This is a genomic window from Sphingobacterium sp. 40-24 (assembly GCF_001899705.1).
Classification (GTDB): Bacteria; Bacteroidota; Bacteroidia; order Sphingobacteriales; family Sphingobacteriaceae; genus Sphingobacterium; species Sphingobacterium multivorum.
In genome coordinates this window covers 119,863-141,279 of record NZ_MKWH01000014.1, presented here as the reverse complement: position 1 = coordinate 141,279, position 21,417 = coordinate 119,863, and the positions used below count along the sequence as shown (strand labels likewise).

Annotated in this window: 16 protein-coding genes and 1 tRNA gene; 9 read left to right on the top strand and 8 right to left on the bottom strand. The window is 38.8% G+C overall.

Annotation, left to right across the window (positions count from 1 at the left end):
- Positions 1 to 8: 8 nt before the first annotated feature.
- A complete protein-coding gene (locus BGP15_RS05530; RefSeq protein WP_286767028.1) occupies positions 9 to 545 on the bottom strand; it encodes a hypothetical protein in 537 nt (178 codons plus the stop codon).
- 100 nt (positions 546 to 645) lie between these two features.
- Entirely contained in the window at positions 646 to 1,554 is a 909-nt protein-coding gene (locus BGP15_RS05525; RefSeq protein ID WP_286768925.1) for an energy transducer TonB, read from the bottom strand.
- A gap of 72 nt (positions 1,555 to 1,626) precedes the next feature.
- Here BGP15_RS05525 and BGP15_RS05520 point away from each other — a divergent pair, with 72 nt between their 5' ends.
- Positions 1,627 to 2,448 carry a hypothetical protein gene (locus BGP15_RS05520; RefSeq protein WP_286752440.1) on the top strand — a complete coding sequence of 274 codons (822 nt, stop codon included), beginning with the start codon at positions 1,627 to 1,629 and terminating at the stop codon, positions 2,446 to 2,448.
- Positions 2,449 to 2,515: 67 nt separating this feature from the next.
- Here BGP15_RS05520 and tsaD read toward each other — a convergent pair whose 3' ends face one another.
- The gene (tsaD, locus tag BGP15_RS05515; RefSeq protein WP_046673959.1) at positions 2,516 to 3,517 is read right to left on the bottom strand and encodes a tRNA (adenosine(37)-N6)-threonylcarbamoyltransferase complex transferase subunit TsaD; all 1,002 of its coding nucleotides are present in this window, start codon (positions 3,515 to 3,517) and stop codon (positions 2,516 to 2,518) included.
- A 52-nt stretch (positions 3,518 to 3,569) separates the two neighbouring features.
- Here tsaD and BGP15_RS05510 point away from each other — a divergent pair, with 52 nt between their 5' ends.
- Positions 3,570 to 7,949 carry a translocation/assembly module TamB domain-containing protein gene (locus BGP15_RS05510; protein ID WP_286768924.1) on the top strand — a complete coding sequence of 1,460 codons (4,380 nt, stop codon included), beginning with the start codon at positions 3,570 to 3,572 and terminating at the stop codon, positions 7,947 to 7,949.
- Here the strand turns inward: BGP15_RS05510 and BGP15_RS05505 are convergent.
- From BGP15_RS05505 to BGP15_RS05495, 3 genes are all read right to left on the bottom strand, one after another.
- On the bottom strand, positions 7,942 to 8,196 hold the full coding sequence (locus BGP15_RS05505; protein WP_070564909.1) for a hypothetical protein: 255 nt from the start codon (positions 8,194 to 8,196) through the stop codon (positions 7,942 to 7,944). The genes BGP15_RS05510 and BGP15_RS05505 overlap by 8 nt on opposite strands.
- A 38-nt stretch (positions 8,197 to 8,234) precedes the next feature.
- Positions 8,235 to 9,560, bottom strand: coding sequence for a trigger factor (locus tag BGP15_RS05500; protein ID WP_286768923.1), 1,326 nt, complete (start codon positions 9,558 to 9,560; stop codon positions 8,235 to 8,237).
- A 68-nt stretch (positions 9,561 to 9,628) separates the two neighbouring features.
- Positions 9,629 to 9,710, bottom strand: a tRNA-Leu gene (locus tag BGP15_RS05495).
- A gap of 149 nt (positions 9,711 to 9,859) precedes the next feature.
- Here BGP15_RS05495 and BGP15_RS05490 point away from each other — a divergent pair.
- From BGP15_RS05490 to BGP15_RS05470, 5 genes are all read left to right on the top strand, one after another.
- Complete coding sequence (locus BGP15_RS05490; RefSeq protein WP_286768922.1) at positions 9,860 to 10,471, top strand: hypothetical protein; 612 nt, start codon at positions 9,860 to 9,862, stop codon at positions 10,469 to 10,471.
- Positions 10,468 to 10,770, top strand: a complete 303-nt coding sequence (locus tag BGP15_RS05485; protein ID WP_046673956.1) for a winged helix-turn-helix domain-containing protein — start codon at positions 10,468 to 10,470, stop codon at positions 10,768 to 10,770. Before BGP15_RS05490 ends, BGP15_RS05485 begins: the two co-directional genes overlap by 4 nt.
- Before the next feature lie 51 nt (positions 10,771 to 10,821).
- Positions 10,822 to 11,313, top strand: a complete 492-nt coding sequence (locus tag BGP15_RS05480) for a hypothetical protein (protein ID WP_286752437.1) — start codon at positions 10,822 to 10,824, stop codon at positions 11,311 to 11,313.
- A gap of 4 nt (positions 11,314 to 11,317) precedes the next feature.
- A complete protein-coding gene (creD, locus tag BGP15_RS05475) occupies positions 11,318 to 12,784 on the top strand; it encodes a cell envelope integrity protein CreD (protein ID WP_286768921.1) in 1,467 nt (488 codons plus the stop codon).
- Between the two features lie 180 nt (positions 12,785 to 12,964).
- Positions 12,965 to 15,046: a S9 family peptidase gene (locus BGP15_RS05470; protein ID WP_286768920.1), complete on the top strand. Its 2,082-nt coding sequence runs from the start codon at positions 12,965 to 12,967 to the stop codon at positions 15,044 to 15,046.
- A 168-nt stretch (positions 15,047 to 15,214) separates the two neighbouring features.
- Here the strand turns inward: BGP15_RS05470 and BGP15_RS05465 are convergent, their stop codons facing one another.
- Together BGP15_RS05465 and BGP15_RS05460 are read right to left on the bottom strand one after the other, a co-directional pair.
- Entirely contained in the window at positions 15,215 to 16,162 is a 948-nt protein-coding gene (locus BGP15_RS05465) for an MlaD family protein (RefSeq protein WP_046673953.1), read from the bottom strand.
- A gap of 61 nt (positions 16,163 to 16,223) precedes the next feature.
- Complete coding sequence (locus BGP15_RS05460) at positions 16,224 to 17,024, bottom strand: N-acetylmuramoyl-L-alanine amidase family protein (RefSeq protein ID WP_286768919.1); 801 nt, start codon at positions 17,022 to 17,024, stop codon at positions 16,224 to 16,226.
- Positions 17,025 to 17,225: 201 nt separating this feature from the next.
- Between BGP15_RS05460 and BGP15_RS05455 the strand changes: the two genes are divergently transcribed.
- Complete coding sequence (locus BGP15_RS05455; RefSeq protein WP_286768918.1) at positions 17,226 to 19,859, top strand: putative LPS assembly protein LptD; 2,634 nt, start codon at positions 17,226 to 17,228, stop codon at positions 19,857 to 19,859.
- A gap of 276 nt (positions 19,860 to 20,135) precedes the next feature.
- Positions 20,136 to 21,395 (top strand): competence/damage-inducible protein A, encoded by a 1,260-nt coding sequence (locus BGP15_RS05450; protein WP_286752433.1) that lies wholly within the window; start codon positions 20,136 to 20,138, stop codon positions 21,393 to 21,395.
- Positions 21,396 to 21,417: the final 22 nt, after the last annotated feature.

Sequence of the window (21,417 nt, the reverse complement as noted above, 5' to 3'; positions counted from 1 at the left end):
TTTAATTGTTATGAAGCTTTTACTTCAGCATCATTTGTTTTATTCACTTCTCCTTTTCTAAAGTCCTTTCTTTTCAGCTGTCTGTCTCTTTTCCAATGTTCTTTGTGCATTTTACGATTTTCAGCATAGGAATCCTTTAACGTTTTTTGTTGCTCTGGAGTTAACATTCCCATCATTTTTTCATGTTCTGCCACACGTTGTTTTTTCACTTTTGCTCGATATTCTTTGCGTTCAGCAGCTAATTTCTGATGGTCCTTTGCTTGCTTCAAATTAAAAGCATAGATATCTTTACGCTGTTTATCTGTAAATTTCAACTTTTGATCCATGCGATCAGTTTTCATTTTAGCAACTTCCTCTGGAGTTTTATTTTTAAAACTATCGTGCATTCTTCCTGTTTTATGTTTATGCATAGAAGCTTGCACTTCTTTCATTTCTGGTTTAACATCTTTTTTTTCTTGAGCGAAACCGGCTAACATCAATCCAGATAGCGCCAAACTTAACATCAACTTTTTCATTTCTTTATTTTTTATAAAACCAACAATCATTCTTTTTAATAAGTACTCATTTTCAACTTATTTATCAGTAAGAGTCGTCTCGGCTATCGAAAGTTTAATTGATGATCTGTTAAATAAAGTTAAGAAGCATTTATTGGGAGACAGCACTTAAACGGATCGGTAAAGTATACGCTACACGTACTTTAAGCCCATTTTGCACTCCTGGTTTCCATTTTTTCGCTTTCTTCAATAAGTTTATAGCAGCATCTCCCGTACCAAATTTCATATCACGTTTAACAGCAATATCTGTCAGTGATCCATCTTTCTCAACGACAAAAGAAACCTCTATAACACCCGAAACTCCTTGGTCTAAGGCCTGTTGTGGAAAGTTGTAATTCTCGGCGATCCACTTCATAAAAGCAGGCAGTCCCCCCACAGGTGTTGGCATAATTTCTACTGATGTAAATGTATTGTTAGCATTATCATCAGTTCCGCCTCCCGATAATGAACCATCTTTATAACCAGTAATATCACCATCTCTTTTTGAAGAACCAAATTCACCGCGCGCAATATATGTCCCCGATGGACTTGCTTTCAATGTGATCCTTGAGGTCATTGTATTGGGGTTTTTCAACTCATCCTGACTCACAAGCTCTTCGGTAACTCTGCTCGCTGCGGTCACTTTTATATCGGGCATCCGAACCAAATCAAATTTGGATACATCTTGGGCAACCTGCTGCGGAGCTTTTTCCTGCATCATAACAGGTTCTTCAGGAACGTCCTCTTTTTCCTCCACCTTCTTTTGAATTTCTTCCAGCATGTCGGGTCCAATATCTTGTACTTCATAAATCACGGTTGGAACAGTTTGCTTAAAATATTTATTATATGTATAGGATCCTGCAATCAGCAAAACTGCAAAAGAAACAACAATTCCTAACCCCATATTTGTTGCTCTATCAGAGAGATTTCGCAACTCGTAAGCACCGTACATTTTGTTGCGACCAGCAAAAATAACGTCCAGCCATTCTTTGCGGTAGATATTCAATTTAGAGTTCATCATAACATTAAAGTTTAAATCTTTTCATTATGATGAGCGAAAGCCTTATATTTCACAAAAAAATTCAAAATACTTATGAAGTCACTTTTTTCAGCTATTTTTCTACTTACATTGTATGCTTGCGGGAACAATCAAAATCAATCCAAAACTGCAATCAAGCACGAAAACAAGGAAAAGACTATTTCGCCATATTTTGGTTTTTTAAACCAACAAAAAGATTCGCTTATCGCTTTACCTATGGATCAAGCGATGGAAGGACCTGAAAAATATAACTATGTGATTGTGGAAAATCAGGTAAGCCCGCTTGAATTTGTTCAGAATAAAATGGACAACAAAGAGAGTAACGGAAGACAGACCGCCCAGAACTTTGCGAATAGCGAAGGGTCATTGTTTAAAATTAGCGATGCGATCAAGTCTGGCGAATTTGGTATGCTTGTCAACAAAGCTTTTATAGATCAGTATAAAATTGAGAAATTTACAAAAGTTCAAAAAGAAACTTCTCCAGAGATTAAGGAGCAGCTTGAAAAGAAATACAATAGGAAGATTAATAAAAGTACTACAGTTGCGATCCTCAGTGATCAGTCCGAGTTTAATCTTACGGTGTTTGAAAATCAACAAGACTCTGCTTTAGCTGTATTTTCCTACGCAAAGGACGAACAGCTGATCAATTTGGATTTCCCGGCTTTATACGATGATATCAGCACTTGGCGTGTTGATGATGGCGGTCAGTTTGACAACGAGGCTTTTCAGATACTAACCGTATTGCGTTCTGAGCAAGGAATTAGTTTTATCAGCATTTTTTGGGGTGCTGAGGGTTATGAACTGAACTTTTACCAGCCAAAGAAAAATTTATTTACCTCTGCGGCACAAGCTTATGGGTACAGTTCCCCCTTATAAATAAACAAGTTTAAGTTTCCCCGGCACCGAAGGACAGTGTGCGGGGAAACTCATATACCCGTATTAACTACAGATGCATCCTAGCCATAGGAGCAACGTCCTGACCAACGAAATCTTTCTTTAAAAACTTGTGATAACCTGCAATAGCAATCATCGCTGCATTATCGGTACAATATTCAAATTTTGGAATAAACACCCTCCAATTGTATTTCTCGCCCATTTCAATTAAGCTTTGCCTCAGGCCAGAGTTCGCCGAAACGCCACCCGCGATGGCAATATCCTTAACACCAGTTTCCTTTGCTGCCTTCTTTAATTTATTCAGTAGGATTGATACAATACGCGATTGTACACTAGCACATAAGTCGGCCATATGGTGTGTCAGAAAATCTGGGTTCTGCTTCAATTGATCTTGAACCAAATACAATATCGCAGTTTTCAATCCTGAAAAACTAAAATTAAGACCTGGAATCTGTGGTTCGGGCAGCTTATAAGCGGCTGAATTACCTTCTCTTGCAAATTTATCGATAAGCGGTCCACCGGGATAAGGTAGATTCAGGATTTTAGCTGTTTTATCAAAAGCCTCCCCTGCCGCGTCATCCAATGTTTCTCCCAAAAGTTCCATTTCAAAATAATCTTTCACCAATACAATTTGCGTATGACCCCCAGAAACAGTAAGACATAAAAACGGAAAATTCGGCTTCGGATCCTCAATAAAATGAGCCAGGATATGCGCCTGCATATGATTTATGTCAATTAAAGGGATATTCTGTGCAAGTGCAAATGATTTTGCAAATGATGTTCCAACCAAAAGTGCACCTAATAATCCAGGCCCCCGCGTAAAACTCACTGCATCTATTTGATTTTTGCTTACTTTTGCTTGGCGAATGGCTTCTTCCACTGTTGGAATAATATTTTGTTGATGAGCACGTGAAGCAAGCTCGGGAATCACTCCACCATATTTTGCGTGGATTGCCTGAGTTGCAATAACATTTGAATGAATTTCACCGTTAATACAGATAGAAGCGGAGGTTTCATCACAAGAGGATTCAATCCCTAAAATAATAGCCATAGCTTGAGGTAATAAATTTTAATACAAAAGTATCAAAAAAATAATTAAAATAGTGTCAATAGTCCTTGGTAGTATATTCATTATACTGCTTGCATTGGCGTTATCACTACAGTTGAAACCGGTACAAAATTATGTTGCCCAAAAAGCTGTCGACTATTTATCCAACGAACTAAACACCAAAATAAGCCTCAAAAGCATCTATTTCAAACCTTTTAAATCTATTGTAGTAGAAGATTTTCAACTCTATAGTCCACAAGGAAAAGAAATATTAAAATCAGGAAGGTTAGAAGCCAACGTCAACCTTTCTCAATTCATTGAATTGAACAAAATTGTGATCAACAAACTAACCATTGAAGATACCGAAGCCACTTTTGAGCAATTTCAGGACAGCTCCAATATCTCATTTTTAATCCGTTACTTTAACCCACCTAAAAAAGAAAAAAAGAAAAGTTCAAAAAAAATCATCTTCGATATAAAGGAACTGATTATTAAGAACAATACATTTAGCTATGTTAACCATAGACGTAAGCATTACAATAAAGTGGTCGATTTTGGAGATTTAGGTATTTCCAAACTTAACGCCCATTTTGATAAGATAAAAATAGATTCCAATCAAATTTCGGCGAACATAAAGACATTCAATCTGCGCGAAAAGAAAGGTCTAGTGATCAAAGGTCTTCTTGGACAAACGACAGTAAGCAAGACAAGCATTGAACTCAGCGAGCTTATGCTAGCCACCAACCGTTCTACATTCAAAAATTACATCAAGCTTAGCTACAACAGCTTTGACGATTTTTCGGACTTCATCAATAAAGTTCATGTAAAACTTCGTGCTCGGGACTCCCGTATTCACTCCGAGGATATTGCTTTCTTTTCCTCTCCTATGCACCAAGTCAAATTTGACGTGAATATCAAGCGCGCAAATTTAGAAGGAACGGTATCTTCCATCAACGCATCACAGGTCGATTTAACAATTGGAAAAAAAACCAGTTTGGCAGGTAAGCTTCAGATTATCGGTCTACCTGATATTGACAAAACTAAATTTATTGTTCCCAGTGTAGTAATTTCATCTGAGCACAAAGACTTAAATGACGTTATTAGCGATCTCGGAAATCTAAAAAATTTTAAACTCCCTGAAATTGTCCAGATATTCGACAAATTTTCATTCAAAGGTAGCCTAAATGGCCTATACAATAAATTTAAGACCAAGGGAGTATTCACGACTGCAATCGGTAATGTTGAGGCGGACGCCTTATTGGATATCCAGAAGGAAATAAAATATGCGGGAAATTTTCAATCTAAAAAGTTCGATGTAGGTAGGATAACAAAACTAAAAGATCTGGGAACTACAGGCTTCAACCTACAGGTTGACGGAACAGGTACCGACCCCAAGAAACTGAGCTTAAAGATAAAAGGAGATCTCAGCAATTTCAATTTCAAGAATTACAGCTATCAATATATACAAATTGAAGGAAATACAGCTAAACAGTTAGTTCTTGCTTCAGGGCAAATATATGATCCAAATTTAAAACTACAGTTTACCACAGATATCGATTGGTCTTTCAAACCCAACTATCACCTGGATGCTGATATCCAACAAGCTAATCTAAAAAAACTCAACTTCTTTCAGGGGGATTCCATCAATATTATTAACACGAAATTCCACACCAGTTTAATTGGGGACAACATCAATAATATTACCGGTGAATTTAAATCAGACAGTGTCAATTTCACTTCCTCTAAGGGTCAATTCGTCATCCGCGATATCAATTTCCTTGCCGAAGGAGATGAAAATGCACGCTCCCTTACCTTGCAGTCGGCTATCGGACACATTGATCTCAAAGGAAGAATAGACCTCAATACAATCGTTCCTTATTTTAAAGCTTTAGCCATGCGATACGCTCCGGCAATCGGGTTTGAAAACAACATTTTTAATCGCCAGGACTTTGACCTGAATATTAATATAACTTCTTTTAAACCAATCGCAACATTCTTCCGAAAGGACATTGCTTTAGACAGCGGCGCTACACTCAATGCAAAATTTGAAAGTGAAAAACAAACGGCCAGTTTTAATTTTTACGCACCCGAATTCAAATACAATGGTATTCGACTAACTCACCTGATTGTGGATCAAAATGCCAATTTGAAAAATATGGAATTGCAGACCTCCATCGATCGCATCAATTTCACCGACAGTACCTATATTAAAAACGTCAATATTTCAAATACCTTGGCAAACGACAGTTTACAATTTAACATCAAAATGTCGGAACTTGAAGCAAGCAATAGTCTGGATCTTAATGGCGTCATACGCTTTGCCAATGCCAAACCTGCTTATATCAATTTCTATCCATCGAATATCTTAATCAATAGAGAGCGGTGGCTTGTCAATAATGATGCGCAATTGAAAATATCGAAAGGAAAATGGTACTTTGAAAAACTGACGCTGAGTCATGACGAACAAAAAGTTCATATCGATGGCATCCTGTCAAACGAAGTCAGTGATCAGATCAATCTCAAATTTCAGGACTTTAATCTTACATCCTTAAACGGTATTACCAAGCCCCATGGTATCAATCTCTCCGGCAACTTAAACGGAAATATTGAAGTTAATTCTGTATTCAAAGCTCCATTTGTTGTAGCCAATATAAAAACTTCACCTATCCTCTATAACAATATTCCCATCGGCTCACTAGCCCTGAGTGCCAACTACGACCCCGAGAATCAACTGGTAAAACTAGACAGCAAGATAGAGGAAGGAAATAAATTAATTCAGTTACAAGGTTCCTATAACCATTTAAGTGAAAACAATAAGCTTAATCTCAAAGCTAAACTCGTAAACACAGATGTGTTTGTTTTCCAGCCCTTTTTACGAAGCCTGGTATCCAATATTCAGGGCAAGGTCAATGCAGACCTCGATATCGAAGGCGATATCCTGAACCCCAAAATTACAGGTTCCGGAAAATTGGATAATGCTTCGATGGTTATCAATTACCTCAAAACACCCTACCGACTTTCTGACGAAATTGCGGTTACCAATAACCGAATTTTTCTCACAGGGCTAAAAGTATACGATCCCAAAAACAATATAGCAACCATTGATGGCGTTGTAGATCTCAACAAACTGAGTGATCCCGATATCGATGTAACTGCAGAGACGAAGAATTTCCTGGTATTAAATACCACAATAAAGGACAATAATGTATATTATGGTACTGCTTACGCTTCGGGCACTTTTCAGTTTAAAGGACTAACGTCTGCCATGAATATCAATATACGGGCTAAATCCGAAGAAAACACCGTTATTAACATTCCCTTTAATAGTGCCAGTACAATATCAGATACGGACTTTATCTACTTTATTGAGAAAGACTCGACCAAAACGAAGAAAAACGTTAAGAAACGAGATTTCAACGGTCTGACGATGAATATGGACCTCTTGATCAACCCGAATGCAGAAATAAATCTATTCTCCAGTATGGGCGAGTTATCAGGAAGGGGAAATAGCAATCTCAACATGCGGATATCTTCATTGGGAGATTTTGAAATGTTTGGGGATTTTATTATAAACAGCGGAAAATTCAATTTCACCGCTCAAGATTATATCAACAAGATTTTTGATCTCAAAGAAGGCGGAACAGTACGATGGGCGGGAAACCCAACTGAAGCGAACATTAATATCAATGCCATCTACCAACAAAGAACAAGCTTAGCACCGTTGTATAATGCTGCAGGCCGGGAAGAAAACCCTGAACGTGTATTGGCACAGGCCGATATGATCCTAAAAGGGCAGTTAAGTCAGCCGGAAATCACGTTTGACATCAACTTTCCACAAAACCCCGGAGTTAAGGATGAACTGCAGGGATACTTTTCAGATGCCAACAATGTCAATCAACAGGCGCTTAGTCTAATCGTGAGACGAAGTTTTACACCTGGCACACAGACAGACTTTGGTAAAGAAGTCAATAACACTTTGCTATCTGCAGGAACTGAAATAGCATTCAACCAAATCAACAACATCATAGCCCAATCGCTAAACATCAATTTCTTTGATATTAATATCAAATCTTTAAATGACGCATCTGCCTCACTACGTTTATTCAACGACAGACTTGTTTTGACAGGCGGTATCTCCGACCGTAGAAGTCAGGCGCTAACAGATTTGAATGTGTTTTCGGATCGGGTATCAACCGATGCCGAGGCTATGTTTTATTTAAGAAAGGATGGACGCTTGGTCCTACGTGCTTCCAATCGCCTAAATACACGCAACTTTCTTCTTAGCCCCAATGACGGCGAATATATTAGTGCTTTCGGACTACTCTATCGGCAAGAATTCAACACCTTCTCGGAGTTCTTGAAAAGGCTATTCCCTTTTGGTAAGAAGACGATTACAACAGCTCCTGTTGAAACAAAGAAAAGCAAGGTCAATTAAGCTTGCTGAATAATCCCTTTGCTATTTCAATAGGTCTCTTGCCATTCCAGTAGGCTTCTTTCAATTCTGGCAGTCCACCTTTAATCCCAACCGCATTGCGCCTATTCTGAGCTCCGCCTCGATTCCACCAGTCGACCTTTTCCAGCGTCATATAACTTCCTATACAGGCGATCTGTGGATGAGCTGAACAACTATAAACGAATAGTGTATAGTCCGCTACCGGACTGCAATAAAAAAGTCCCTCCAAATAAATGGAAGGACTCTTTTTTTATTTAAAAAATTCGCTTATGCTAATTTCTCGAATTCTTTGTATTCAATGTCCGTAGCGTTCAATTTCACTAAACCTTTCAAGTGATCAAATACTTTTAAAGCTTTAGCTTCTTCGAACAAACGATTACCTTGCTCTCTATCTTGCAACAATTGAATTGCAAATTGGTTCAACTGCTCATCAGAAGGTTCTTCGTTGATGTTATACATCTTGATTTGCGCGTAAATACGTTCTTTTGCTAAATTGATAACTTCATCATATTTAACTTCAAGACCATTTTCAGTAACAACGCGGTTTTCGATGATTGTCCATTTCAAGTTGTTCAAGAAGTCAGCAAAACCTTTGTTCAATTCTTCTTCAGAAATGCTTGGGTTAGTTGCTTTCAACCATCTTTTCAAGAATTCTTCAGGGAAAGATACATCAACTTTCTCCATACCAAAAGTATACATATCATTACGTAATCTTTGATCTGAATTTTGTTTGAATAAGTTCTCAACTTCTTCTTTCACTTTTTCTGTGAATTGAGCTTCTTCTGTTACTTCACCTTCTGCGAATAATTTATCGAAAAATTCTTGGTTTAGATCAGCTTCCTCTAAACGGTTGATATTCTTAACAGTCAATTCAAATTTAGTGACGTCTAAAGCAGTTGCTTCCTCTTCAGTGATACCTAAGATACGTGCTAAATCTTCAGTTTTGAATGCTTTTTTAACATCAATCTTAACAACATCGTCCTTTTTAAGACCAACTAATGATTTTTTGATCTTAGCATCTTCTACGATATCTGTGCGGATAGAAGTTGTTTTTTCTAGACCTTCCTCTTTATCTTGTTTCAATGTTGCATATAATACATCACCTTCTTCAGATACTTCTGGATTAGTCATTTTTCCATAGCTACGACGCAAGTTCTTGATACGATCTGCCAATGTCTCTTCATCAGCTTTGATTTCGTACGAAGTAAATTCAGTCTCAGCAGTAAAAGGCAATTCAAAAGCAGGAGCAAGACCAATTTCATATTTGAAGTTGAAATTGTCTTTATAATCCCAGCTGTATTGTGCATCATCTTCCAAAGGAAGTGGTTGACCTAAAACTTCTAATTTATTTTCAGCAATATAATTGGTGATTTTCTCATTCACTAATTTATTGATCTCGTCAAATAAAATAGATTTACCATAAGTACGTCTGATATGTCCCACAGGAACTTGACCTGGACGGAAACCTGGTAATTTTGCTTTTTTAGCTTGCGCTTTAATCTCTTTGTCGACTTGAGGATTATAATCTTCAGGTGCTAATGCGACGTTGACTACCGCATTGATTGCATCTACATTCTCGTGTGAAATATTCATACTCTTTTTAGCTATATCGCATTCATAAAAAAATCCTCCCGAGGTTTTAAGTTCGGGAGGACATCAAGTGCGGAAGAAGGGACTCGAACCCCCACGCCTTGCGGCGCCAGATCCTAAGTCTGGTGCGGCTACCAATTACGCCACTTCCGCATTAGGATTTCTTTTGATGCCACAAAGATAGAAACCAAACCTATATCCTGCAAGTATTTTCTACTCTTTTTTTTATTTTTTTTCAATATTCTCCCAACCCCTTGCATAATTCATTATTATTCATTTACTTTGAATATCAAAGTACTTTTATGGAACAGAAAGATTTATTTAGAGAACTTGGACAGATCAGATCATTAATGGAAAAATCGTCCAAATTTGTTTCAATAAGCGGATTATCAGGTGTACTCATGGGCTGTTATGCTTTGCTGGGAACACTATTGGGATACTATATTCTACAGCAACCCGAAAGTACCGCGCTACTCTTGGGCGAAAATCTGAATAAGCCCCTACTGTTTTTAATGATTGCGCTCATCGTCCTCTTATCATCCCTGGTGACCGGCTGGCTAATGGCACGTAAAAAAGCGAGAAAAAATAAGCAGTCGATTTGGAACATTACAAGCAAATCTCTTTTATTTGCAGTTTCAATCCCCTTACTAACGGGTGGCATGATTTCCTTGTTGTTTTTTGTCCAAGGCTACTACCAGCTGATTGCTGCTATGCTCCTGATCTTTTATGGACTGGCACTGGCTGCGGGTAGCATATATACCTTTGCCGAAGCAAAAGGCCTGGGTATACTGGAAATCTGCCTGGGTTTGATTGGTATATGCTTCCCGGACAACGGCTTATTATTGTGGGGATTAGGATTTGGTGTGCTACACATCATCTATGGTTTTATCGTTTACAAAAAGTACGAATCGTGAAATTAGATCTTTCCTTATATGACAAAATATTTGAAAACAGAGTTCGCCTCCAAATTATGAGTGTTCTCGCTGCCAATGAAGAATATGATTTTAATTCATTGAAAGAATTGTTGGATGTAACCGACGGTAACCTTGCTTCCAACCTAAAAACATTGGAAAAAGAGGAATACATTAGTGTCGAAAAAAGCTTTGTAGACCGGAAGCCGAACACCCGATACAAAAGAACGACAAAAGGACTTAAAGCCTTTGAAAATCACCTTATTGCACTTGAAAATTTAATAAAGCAACAATACAAATAATTTTTTTATTCATTTACTTTGAAAATCAAAGTACTTTTAAAACATGATTAAATGAAAGGAATTCGATTAAAACTGATGCTGCACCTCTATAATTGGTCTTCCAAAGTATATGCAGACATCTTTAAATGGAACAAAAAAGCTTGGGGAATATCTAAGGCAGATTTTATGACCTACCCCGTTGGAAGCATCGGCCATAATCTGGGGCTCTTTTATGAAAGTAAAGGTTTCGATGTCATGCCCAAACTGGAAAATCACGATGTATTTCATATCCTGACTGAAACCGGAACAGAGATACAAGATGAAATTGCCATGCAATTCCTCTTACTTGGTAATGGAAAGATCAGCCTCTATCTTATGGCAATGATTTTTATTGGCGGAATCTTATTTCCCGAGCATTTCGGTTATTACAAAAGACATTTTCAGAAAGGTCGATCGCTCCAAAACTTCCATCATTTAGAATTTAAAGAAATCCTTCATTGGCAATTAACGGAGCTTCAAATTGCCTTATACAGTAAAAATATTCAAATAGATTTAAACAACTAAAATCATGGACTACAACAATTCATCACCGATAGAGCAATCGTCATTTTTTGAGAAAATCAGTAATTCCACTGTCCTAAAGTTATTTGTCATTTTCTTTCTTTCCCTGATATTGCTCATTCCACTTTCGTTAATAAGCGATTTAATCGAAGAACGGAAAAATAGGGAACAGGAAGTTTCTGGCGGTATTGCATTAAACTGGGGAAAGGAGCAGGTTATTTCCAGTCCTGTGTTGGCTATCCCCTATCGCGAGACTATACCACTTTCTGCCGAAAAAGCCGAAAAATCGAACCTTAGAGAGGAGCTGAAATGGATATTTGTCTTACCCAAAACATCCAATATTACAACCGATATAACGCCACAGCATCTCTCTCGAGGTATTTATAATGCCGTAGTTTACAACAGCAACATCACATTAGATGGTTCTTTTGACAAAATATCCCTAGAAAAACTCGAGATCCCAAATGAGCAAATTGACTGGAAAGGCAGTAAGCTTATTTTCGGCATCCAGGATTTTAAAGGCTTAGGCAAGCGCCCATCCTTGAATTGGGATGGCAATGAATTGACTTTCGACCCAGACTTTAATAATCTCAAATTATTTACGCAAAATTTAGTCTGTCCTGTACCTTTGGATCCGCAGAAAACAGACAATCGTTTTAAGATAAAACTAAATCTAAAAGGATCCAAATCATTGAATTTTCTTCCGCTGGGTGATCAGACAAACATCCAGGCTAAGGGTAACTGGGCTAATCCAAGTTTCACAGGTGCATTCTTACCGGGCAAACGTAATACCGAAACCTCCAATTTTTCGGCTTCCTGGGAAATCCCTTCTTTCAGTCGGAAGCTGCCGCAACAATGGACAGGCGATGCCCGTTCGATCTTTCAGTTCGATAACAACCTCGAAAATGGAAATGAGGGCAATGAGCAAAAGCCAGCACAAGCCGTCAGCACTACAATTGCCTCTGCAAATAACCTATTGGATAACGCAGACATGATTACAATTAACTTCCTACCAGATATCAATAACTATCAAAAAACAACACGGGTCGCCAAATATGGTATTTTAGTTATCATCCTGACCTTTACTTCGCTCCTATTCACCGAGGTGATCAAGAAAAAACGGATCCATATCATCCAATATATTCTGATTGGAGCAGCGATGGTTCTTTTCTATACATTGCTGCTCGCGCTATCCGAGCATATTGGATTTAATCTAGCTTACTTAACGGCTTCAGTCGCTACAGTTATGTTGATTGGCAGTTTCATTAAATCAATTACCAAAGACCAGAAATCGGCGCTATTGCTGAGTTCTATTCTGGCTTTATTTTATCTTTTTATCTATATCCTCATGCAACTTCGGGATTATTCCCTTATCGCTGGAACAATTGGCATCTTTATCATTTTGGCGATTTTGATGCGCGTTTCAACAAAAATAAACTGGTATCAATTTGATAATAGCCATGTGGATCAATAAACAACGTCTTCAACTTTATTGGGTATTAATTCAGATACTATTAAAAAAATAAGGATTTACAATTCTAATAGGCCATTTCTAAATGAAAGAGATGGCTATTTTTTTACTCGACTTAGCATTTATGACCAAATTCTGTAACTTGCGAAGAAATTTTTCAGCGGCATAGATATGTTTAAACAGATGAAAAAACTTACAATACTTACATTAGCGATTATGGCGTGTAACCTAAGCAATGCGCAAGAAAGCAAAGACGGAAAAAATAACTCCAAATTAGTGTCGGAATCGCCACAACCGATCAACCCAACTACACTTTGGGACCTTGGTCGTGTTTCGGCCGAAGGACTTTCTGCAGACGGCAAAACATTGGTATACGGTGTTTCCAATTATAATCTGGAGAGCAATTCAAGTGAAAAAAATCTCTATACAGTTTCACTCACAAACGGGACTGGCAGTCAGTTCACCGACCAAAAAGGTGGTGAAACAGTCGTTCAGATCGAACCAAATGGCGACGTCATTTATTTGTTAAAGGGGCAGTTATGGAAGAAGAACCTATCGAAGGCTGAAGCAGTTCAATTGACGAATGGCGATATTGCTTTAGAAAATGTCAAGTTTTCTCCTGATGGAAAACAAATACTCTTCAGCCAGTCCGTGCTCGTAAAAAAATACCACAGCACAGATAAATATCCCGAACTACCAAAGTCGGACGCTTATATCTATGACAACTTAGACTACAGACATTGGGATACCTTCAATGATGGCAAATTCAGTCATCCTTTTGTGGCGAGTTATATTGATGGTAAAGTTGGCGAGCCGGTAGACCTATTAAAGGATCAAGCTTTCTACAGCCCTCAGGCACCATTTGGTGGCGCAGAAGATTTTGCCTGGTCTCCCGATAGCAAGGCAGTGCTCTATGTCTGTAAAAAGAAATTCGGAACAGATTATGCTGTCAGTACCAATACCGATATTTATCGCTATGATCTCGCTAGCGGAACGACGTCTAACCTGACAGAAGGAATGAATGGGTATGATACAGCCCCAACCTATTCTCCCGATGGGAAAAGCCTAACGTGGCTCAGCATGAAGACCGATGGTTATGAATCGGACAAAAATGACATCATGCTATTTGATAAGAATAGCTCGATTCGACTTAACCTAACAGCACATTGGGATGGTACCGTCAATAGTTTTATCTGGAGCAACGACAACCGGAAAATCTATTTTACAGCTGCAACGAAAGGCACAGTTCAATTATTTGAACTTGAAGTACCGACCAATATCAAAGCTAAAAGTTTACCAAAAATACATCAAATTTCAGAAGGTGACTTTGACATCACCGGTATTGTAGGCCAAGTAGCTGACAAATTAATCGTTAGCTCGACAAAGTTTACCCGTGCAACAGAAATCTTCAGCTTTGATCTAAAAACCAAATCTTTAACTCCGGTCACTAAAGTCAACGATGCAAAATATGCAAGCATCAGCGAAAACAAAATTGAAAAACGTATCGCAAAGGCATCCGATGGAGCAGATCTGTTTTCATGGGTAATCTATCCGCCAAACTTTGACCCTGCAAAAAAATATCCAACCATACTTTACTGTGAAGGCGGCCCTCAATCTGCCCTGACGCAATTTTACTCCTTCCGTTGGAATTTACAATTGATCGCATCACAAGGCTATATTGTCATCGCTCCAAACCGCAGGGGTATGCCTGGCTGGGGTGTAAAATGGAATGAAGCCATTTCTCAGGACTGGGGCGGTCAGCCAATCCGGGATTACTTGACAGCGATAGACGATATCTCCAAAGAATCCTATGTAGATACAACTCGTCGTGCGGCGATTGGAGCTAGTTATGGTGGGTACTCGGTTTATCAGCTAGCTGGCGTGCATCAAAACCGTTTCAAAACTTTCATTGCGCACAATGGTTTATTCGACATGAGAAGCTGGTACGGTACCACAGAAGAACTCTTTTTTGCCAACCACGAACTGGGTGGGGCGTACTGGGATAGCAAAAATGAGAAATCCTATACCGCATTCAACCCCATTGAAAAAGCAAATAATTGGCACACGCCAATTTTAATCTTTCAAGGCGGAAAAGATTATCGTGTTCCAATCGGACAAGGGTTAGCGGCATTCCAATTGGCTCAACTCAAAAAAATTAAGAGCCGCCTGGTCTATCTACCTGATGAAAATCACTGGGTACTGTCAGGACAAAACGCACAAGTTTGGCAAAGAGAATTCTTTACCTGGCTTAAGGAAACTTTATAACGAGATGTGCAAAATCCGCTTGTAAAATCAGGTATTTTCGCAACTGACAAAGTCGGCCTTCACCTGTTTAAATTCCAAAAAGCGTTACTCAGGGAGTGGACATATAAAAACAAAAAGCCTGCAATATGCAGGCTTTTTTATGTATCCTATTTGATCTGATTGCTAAATCTATTTCTCGCCTTTTTTTCCAAAGATGGAAAGTTTGATATATTTCCCAGGTTTCTCTTTCACATCCTTCATCAAATTATCCATTTCCTTTGAAGCATTATTGAGATTATTATATAACGCTTCGTCATTTAACAATAAACCAATAGATCCTTTACCACTATTGATTTTTCCCGTGATCTCCTGAAAATCATTGACTGCGGCATTTACTTTGTTCATGGTATGTTCAAAATCCAATCGGGCGGCCTTATCGGTAATATTATTCAGATTAGACATGATCGCATTGATTTTCTCGCCATTTTGTGAAAAATTGGATGTAATTGATTCGAGATTGGCCATGATTCGATTGAGTCTCCCCTTTTCATCCCCCACTAGACCTTCGACATCTTTGGTGATGCCTTCTACATTTTTCAAAGAAGTGGAAATGCTATGAATACTTCTTTTAAAGTCATCCTGAAACTGTTTGTCTAAGACATTATTGACAACCGATAATGTTGAATCCAGTTTAATGGTAATTGTTTCGATCCGTTTTTGAATGGGTTCAACCTTATCCATAATATTCGGTTGGACACCTGAAGCTAAAAAGTCCCCATCCTTTGCCAATTCCTTACTGTTGCCCATTTCGAAAACAATGGCCTTACTTCCCAACAAATCTGTGCTTGAAATCCGCGCAATTGTATTCTTTGGAACGTCATAATGGGAGTGTATTTTGAACTCTGTCTTAATTTTGCCATCAGGTAGGAGAATCATTTTTGATACACGACCGATTTGATAACCATTTACTAAAACAGGTTTTGATGGAGTTAGGCCATCGACAGCTTCATAAGTTGTGTAATATGTGTTGTCGCTGCTAAAAACATCATTTCCTTTTAGAAAGCTATAGCCAATAAATAATAAAACTATCGCAACTGTTGCTAATATGCCGACTTTTGTCTCGTTTGAAATTTTCACAAATAATCTATTTAGTAATGATCATTAATTTAAGTTTAAAACAGCATAAAAGCAAATCTGTTTAGCGTTCTACAGAATTTTTATAAATTTTCAGAGCCGAAACTAAATTATTGACAATTTCCTGTTGCCCTTCATCAGACAATAGGTAGCTCTCTTCTTCTCTATTACTAATAAAGCCAATTTCTGTAAGCACAGCGGGCATACCTGCTTCAGCCAATACAGCTAAGCCTTTCTCCCAGAATCCTCTACTATATCGCCCTGCCTTCACATACTCACCTTCAATCATCTGCGCCAGACGAATACTTTTTTCACGGAATCGGTTTTTCATCAAGGAGAAGATGATAGCACTTTCAGGGTCTTTTGGATCAAATCCCTGATAATTTTCTTTATAGTTTGATTCCAGTAACAAGGACGCATTTTCACGAACTGCAGCATCTTGCTGTCCCAAACGATGTGAACCCGAGACCAATGTTTCGGTACCATGTGCGCTAGCACCACTGGAATTACAGTGTATTGAAATAAATAAATCTGCTTTATTGGCATTCGCCAAGCGAATACGTTTGTAAAGCTCAACAAATTCATCCGTCGTTCTCGTGTAGATGATCTTGATACCCGGAATATCTTTCTGAATCTGCCTGCCCAATTTTAACGCAACTTCAAGGGCTACATTTTTCTCCAACGATCGCCGCCCTTGTGCTCCGGTATCTTTACCGCCATGGCCCGCATCAATTACAATCGTTTTTATTTGGTAGTCTGGAGGCACTGCTTGCCCATTGTTTAATTTGAAAGAATTCAATAAAAAAAATCCCAAAGTAGCAAACACAACGCTACACCATTTTCTAATTCTTAAATCTGATTTCATTGAATAATTATTTGCTCTACTATAAACGAATCAAAATGCGTCAATATTATTTCTTTAATAGATAACGATATTTAACATATTTTCTATTGCTTTTTTGACTAATTTTGTCTCTCGAAGTTTAACATTATTTCACAAAAATAACATTTGTCTTTAATTTTGAAGTCGTTAATCAACATTTTAACACTATTTATCATTCTTGCAATGAGCAATGCTAGCTTTGCTCAAAGTAATATTCCATTAAAACAGAACGGACTTCAAGGTAAAGATCCTATTTCGGCGACCAGTAAATCGCAAGATACGAGTAAATCCAAAACTGCAGATACGACCAAATCTGTTAGCGATACCACCAAGAAAAAAGGAAGTGGCTTGCAGGCCGAAGTGAGTATTATTGCGGTTGACTCGCAGAAATCTGAAGTTGCCAAGAATATCAGTCACCTTTATCGCGGAGCAAAGGTAAAGTACCAAGATTTTGAACTTTCTGCCGATTATATCCGTCTTGATCGAAACAAGAAAAAGATTTTTGCTTCTGGGATCTACGACAAAAGTGGTAAATATGTAGGGCGTCCTATTGTCATCATGGGTAATGGTGAATCACCGAAAACAGTAGATTCACTCTACTACGATTACGAAAAGCAAGAGGGAAATACCTACGGTATTATGACCGAAGTTGATGGTGGATTTATCCAGGCCAATGTTGTTCGAAAGAATATCTACGACGAAATGTCTATTTACAAGGGATTATATAGTACCTGTAATCTACCCTATCCGCATACCCATTTTGGAATTCATATCACCAAAGGAATTGTCACTAAGAACCAGATTATTTCTGGTCCGGCCTACCTTGTCGTGATGGGTGTACCGATGCCCGTGGCATTTCCATTTGCATTTTTCCCAAAACCAGATAAAAGAGCATCCGGGTTTCTCTTCCCTTCTTTTGGAGAAGATTATACCAGAGGATTCTCCATGCGGGATATCGGTTGGTATTTGGCCTTCAACGATTACTGGGACAGTGAGATTAGAGGTTCCTTGTATTCTAAAGGTTCGTGGGAAGCTTCCATCAATACGCGCTATACCGTCAACTACAAATTTAACGGTGGTTTTAATATCCGTTACGCCAATACCAAAACAGGTATTGAAGGAACATCCAATTACGGCTCCAATAAGGATTTTAACGTCACATGGAACCATACCCAACGGCAGGAAGCCAATCCAGGAACATCTTTCTCTGCAAGTGTTAACTTTGGTACAAGTTCTTTCTTTCAAAATACCGGAACCGGAAGTACACAAAATACCTATGAAAATCTTGCCCGTAACCGTATGGGATCGTCCATCAGTTATGGAAAAGTATTTGCCGATGGTAAGGTAAACCTCACGGCCAGCTTAACGCATAATCAGGATATGGCTACGCGCAGTATACAGATGAGTTTACCAAATATCAGCTTAAACGTATCCTCTTTCAATCCATTTGACAGCAAAGACCGTGTCGGTGAACAAAAATGGTATCAACGCATCAATGTCGGTTATAGTTTCCAAGCGCAAAACTCGGTCAGTACCATTGATACATTGTTGTTTAAACCAGGAGGTTTCAAAAAATTCCAAAATGGTTTCCAACACAATATTCCAATCAGTCTATCACTCAATGCTTTTAAATATTTCCAGTTCAATACCAGTGTAAACTATACCGAACGTTGGTATTTACAAAGTACGCGACAAAGCATCGACAATACCGCTGCAGGTTATAAACAACGTATCGATACCGTTCAGGGATTCAATCGTGCATACGATTACTCGGTATCGACCGGACTTTCGACCAAGGTTTATGGTAATTATTTCCCTAAAATAGGTAACCTTAAGCAGATCAGACACGTTGTTACACCGTCAATCAACCTGAACTATAGACCCGATTTTTCGGATCCAAAATATGGTTTCTATCAGCATTATAACGATCAATATGGAAACAGAAATGTATACTCAATCTTTAGCCAGGGTGTCTACGGTTCCCCTTCCGCAGGAAAATCTGCGGGGATAGGTTTTTCCATTGACAATAATATCGAAGCAAAGGTCAAAAGTAAATCTGACACCACGGATGGCGGTATGAAGAAAATCCCTATTCTTCAAGGTCTGACGTTCAGTGGAAATTACAACTTTGTTGCCGACTCGCTAAAGTTGTCCCCAATTACTTTCTCTGGCCGTACAGCTTTTTTCGACCAAAAGATGAATGTAAACTTCAACGGTACATTTGATCCTTATTCGGTCAACGAAAATGGTGTCCGTGTCAATCGCTACGCCATTAAAGACGGTAGCCTTGCGCGCCTGACAAACTTTGGTCTTTCCTTTGACTATAGTCTGAATCCTAAGGCTGCGAAATCACGTAATAACAATATTGATTCTTTAAGAAAAGAAATGACAGGAGCGGGTATGACTCCCGAACAGGCACAAGCCTTAGCTCGAATCAGCTCAGATCCAAACGCATTTGTGGACTTTAACATCCCATGGAACCTTGCGGCATCGTTCAGTTTCAATATGGCAAAATCGTTCAACTCCAGTACACGAAGAATGCAGAGCCAGATCACAAGCACATTGAATTTACATGGCGACTTCAGTGTTACGCCAAAATGGAAAGTCACCTTTCAATCGGGGTACGATTTCAAACAGAAGGAAGTGGTCATGACCTCTTTCAATATCTATCGCGATCTGCATTGTTGGGATATGTCATTTGGCTGGATGCCTTTTGGGCGGTTCCGAAGCTACAACGTCACCATTCGTGCCAAGGCATCGATCTTACAAGATCTTAAGCTCACAAAAAGAGCCAGTTCAGGAGGCAGTTATTTTTAAAATAACTGCTTTTTTTTTGAAATGTTATATTCATATTGGCCAAAAAGAATTTTCAGTTTCTTTTCAAAAAACTTCTTCCATCAAATACATCTTAAACATTTCGTTGAGCCGCAATTTTATGTAAGTTTATATACTGAATCTTCTGGGATTGAATTTTCATTTTTTAGGCGCTAGCGCATGGACATTTTAACACCAGAAGATTGAGAAAATCAAACACGATACATACCCACATATGTATTTTTCACCGTAGGGATGTGTCGCATAATTATTTTAAAGATGAAAGCAGAGATTATTACCATAGGCGATGAGATTCTCATCGGTCAGATTATTGATACCAATTCAGGCTGGATTGCCAAACAACTGCTCCAATTCGAAGTCGATATCGTTCAAATGACATCGATCCCTGATACAGAAGAGGCTATTTCAACGACATTGAAAGAGGCTTCAACGCGGGCAGATCTTATTTTAATCACTGGAGGCCTGGGCCCGACGAAAGATGATGTGACAAAAAAAACGGCCGCAGCATATTTTGGAACCACCTTGATCCGCGATGAGCATGTACTTCGGCATGTGACCAACATATTTGAATCGCGCAATCTAACAATGCTCGACATCAATCTACAGCAGGCCGATGTTTTAGCAAATTGTGAGGTCCTATTTAACGACTATGGCACCGCGCCCGGCATGCTGGTCCATCAGGACCAAAAGAGGTTTATTTTTATGCCTGGCGTGCCCTTTGAGATGAAATTTCTGATGGAAAAACATGTGCTGCCCCTATTAGCCAAACAGGATCCTGACTTATTTATCTGTCACGAGACCATTTTGGTTGGCGGAATCGGAGAATCATATTTGGCAGAAGAAATAAAGGATATCGAAGCAGAACTTCCTTCCAGCATAAAATTGGCCTATCTACCAACCTTGGCCTTTATCCGATTGAGACTCTCTGGAAAAAGCAGGAATAAATCTGACATTATGCTCCAGGTTGCCCTTTTTAAAACAAAGCTACTCCATCGTTTACAACACTATGTCATCGCGGACTATGACACAAGCATCGAGCCCTATCTGATTAAAGAGCTTGGCCGCCGAGGTGCTACATTGACTACTGCAGAAAGTTGTACCGGGGGTAGCCTCGCCGCTTCAATAACCGCGGTAGCGGGAAGCAGCACGATATTCCTTGGTGGTACCATCCCCTACTCCAACGCGTTAAAACAACAATTGTTGAACGTCGAGGAAGAAACACTAATCCAATATGGAGCAGTAAGTGAGCAGACTGCTATCGAAATGGCTTCCGGTTCAAAAAAGGCATTTTCTTCCGACTATGCTATTGCGACAACTGGAATAGCGGGGCCAGGTGGTGGAACAGCTGAGAAACCAGTTGGCACTATTTGGGTGGCTGTTGCCGGGAAAAAGGAAATTTTAACCAAGAAGTTTCAATTTGATAACGACAGACTGATCAACATCGAACGTACCCGTATGAATGCTTTATTACTTCTATGGAAGTTGCTTGTAAAAGAAAAAGAACAGGATACACAATAAAGTAAAATAATATTTCAAAAAA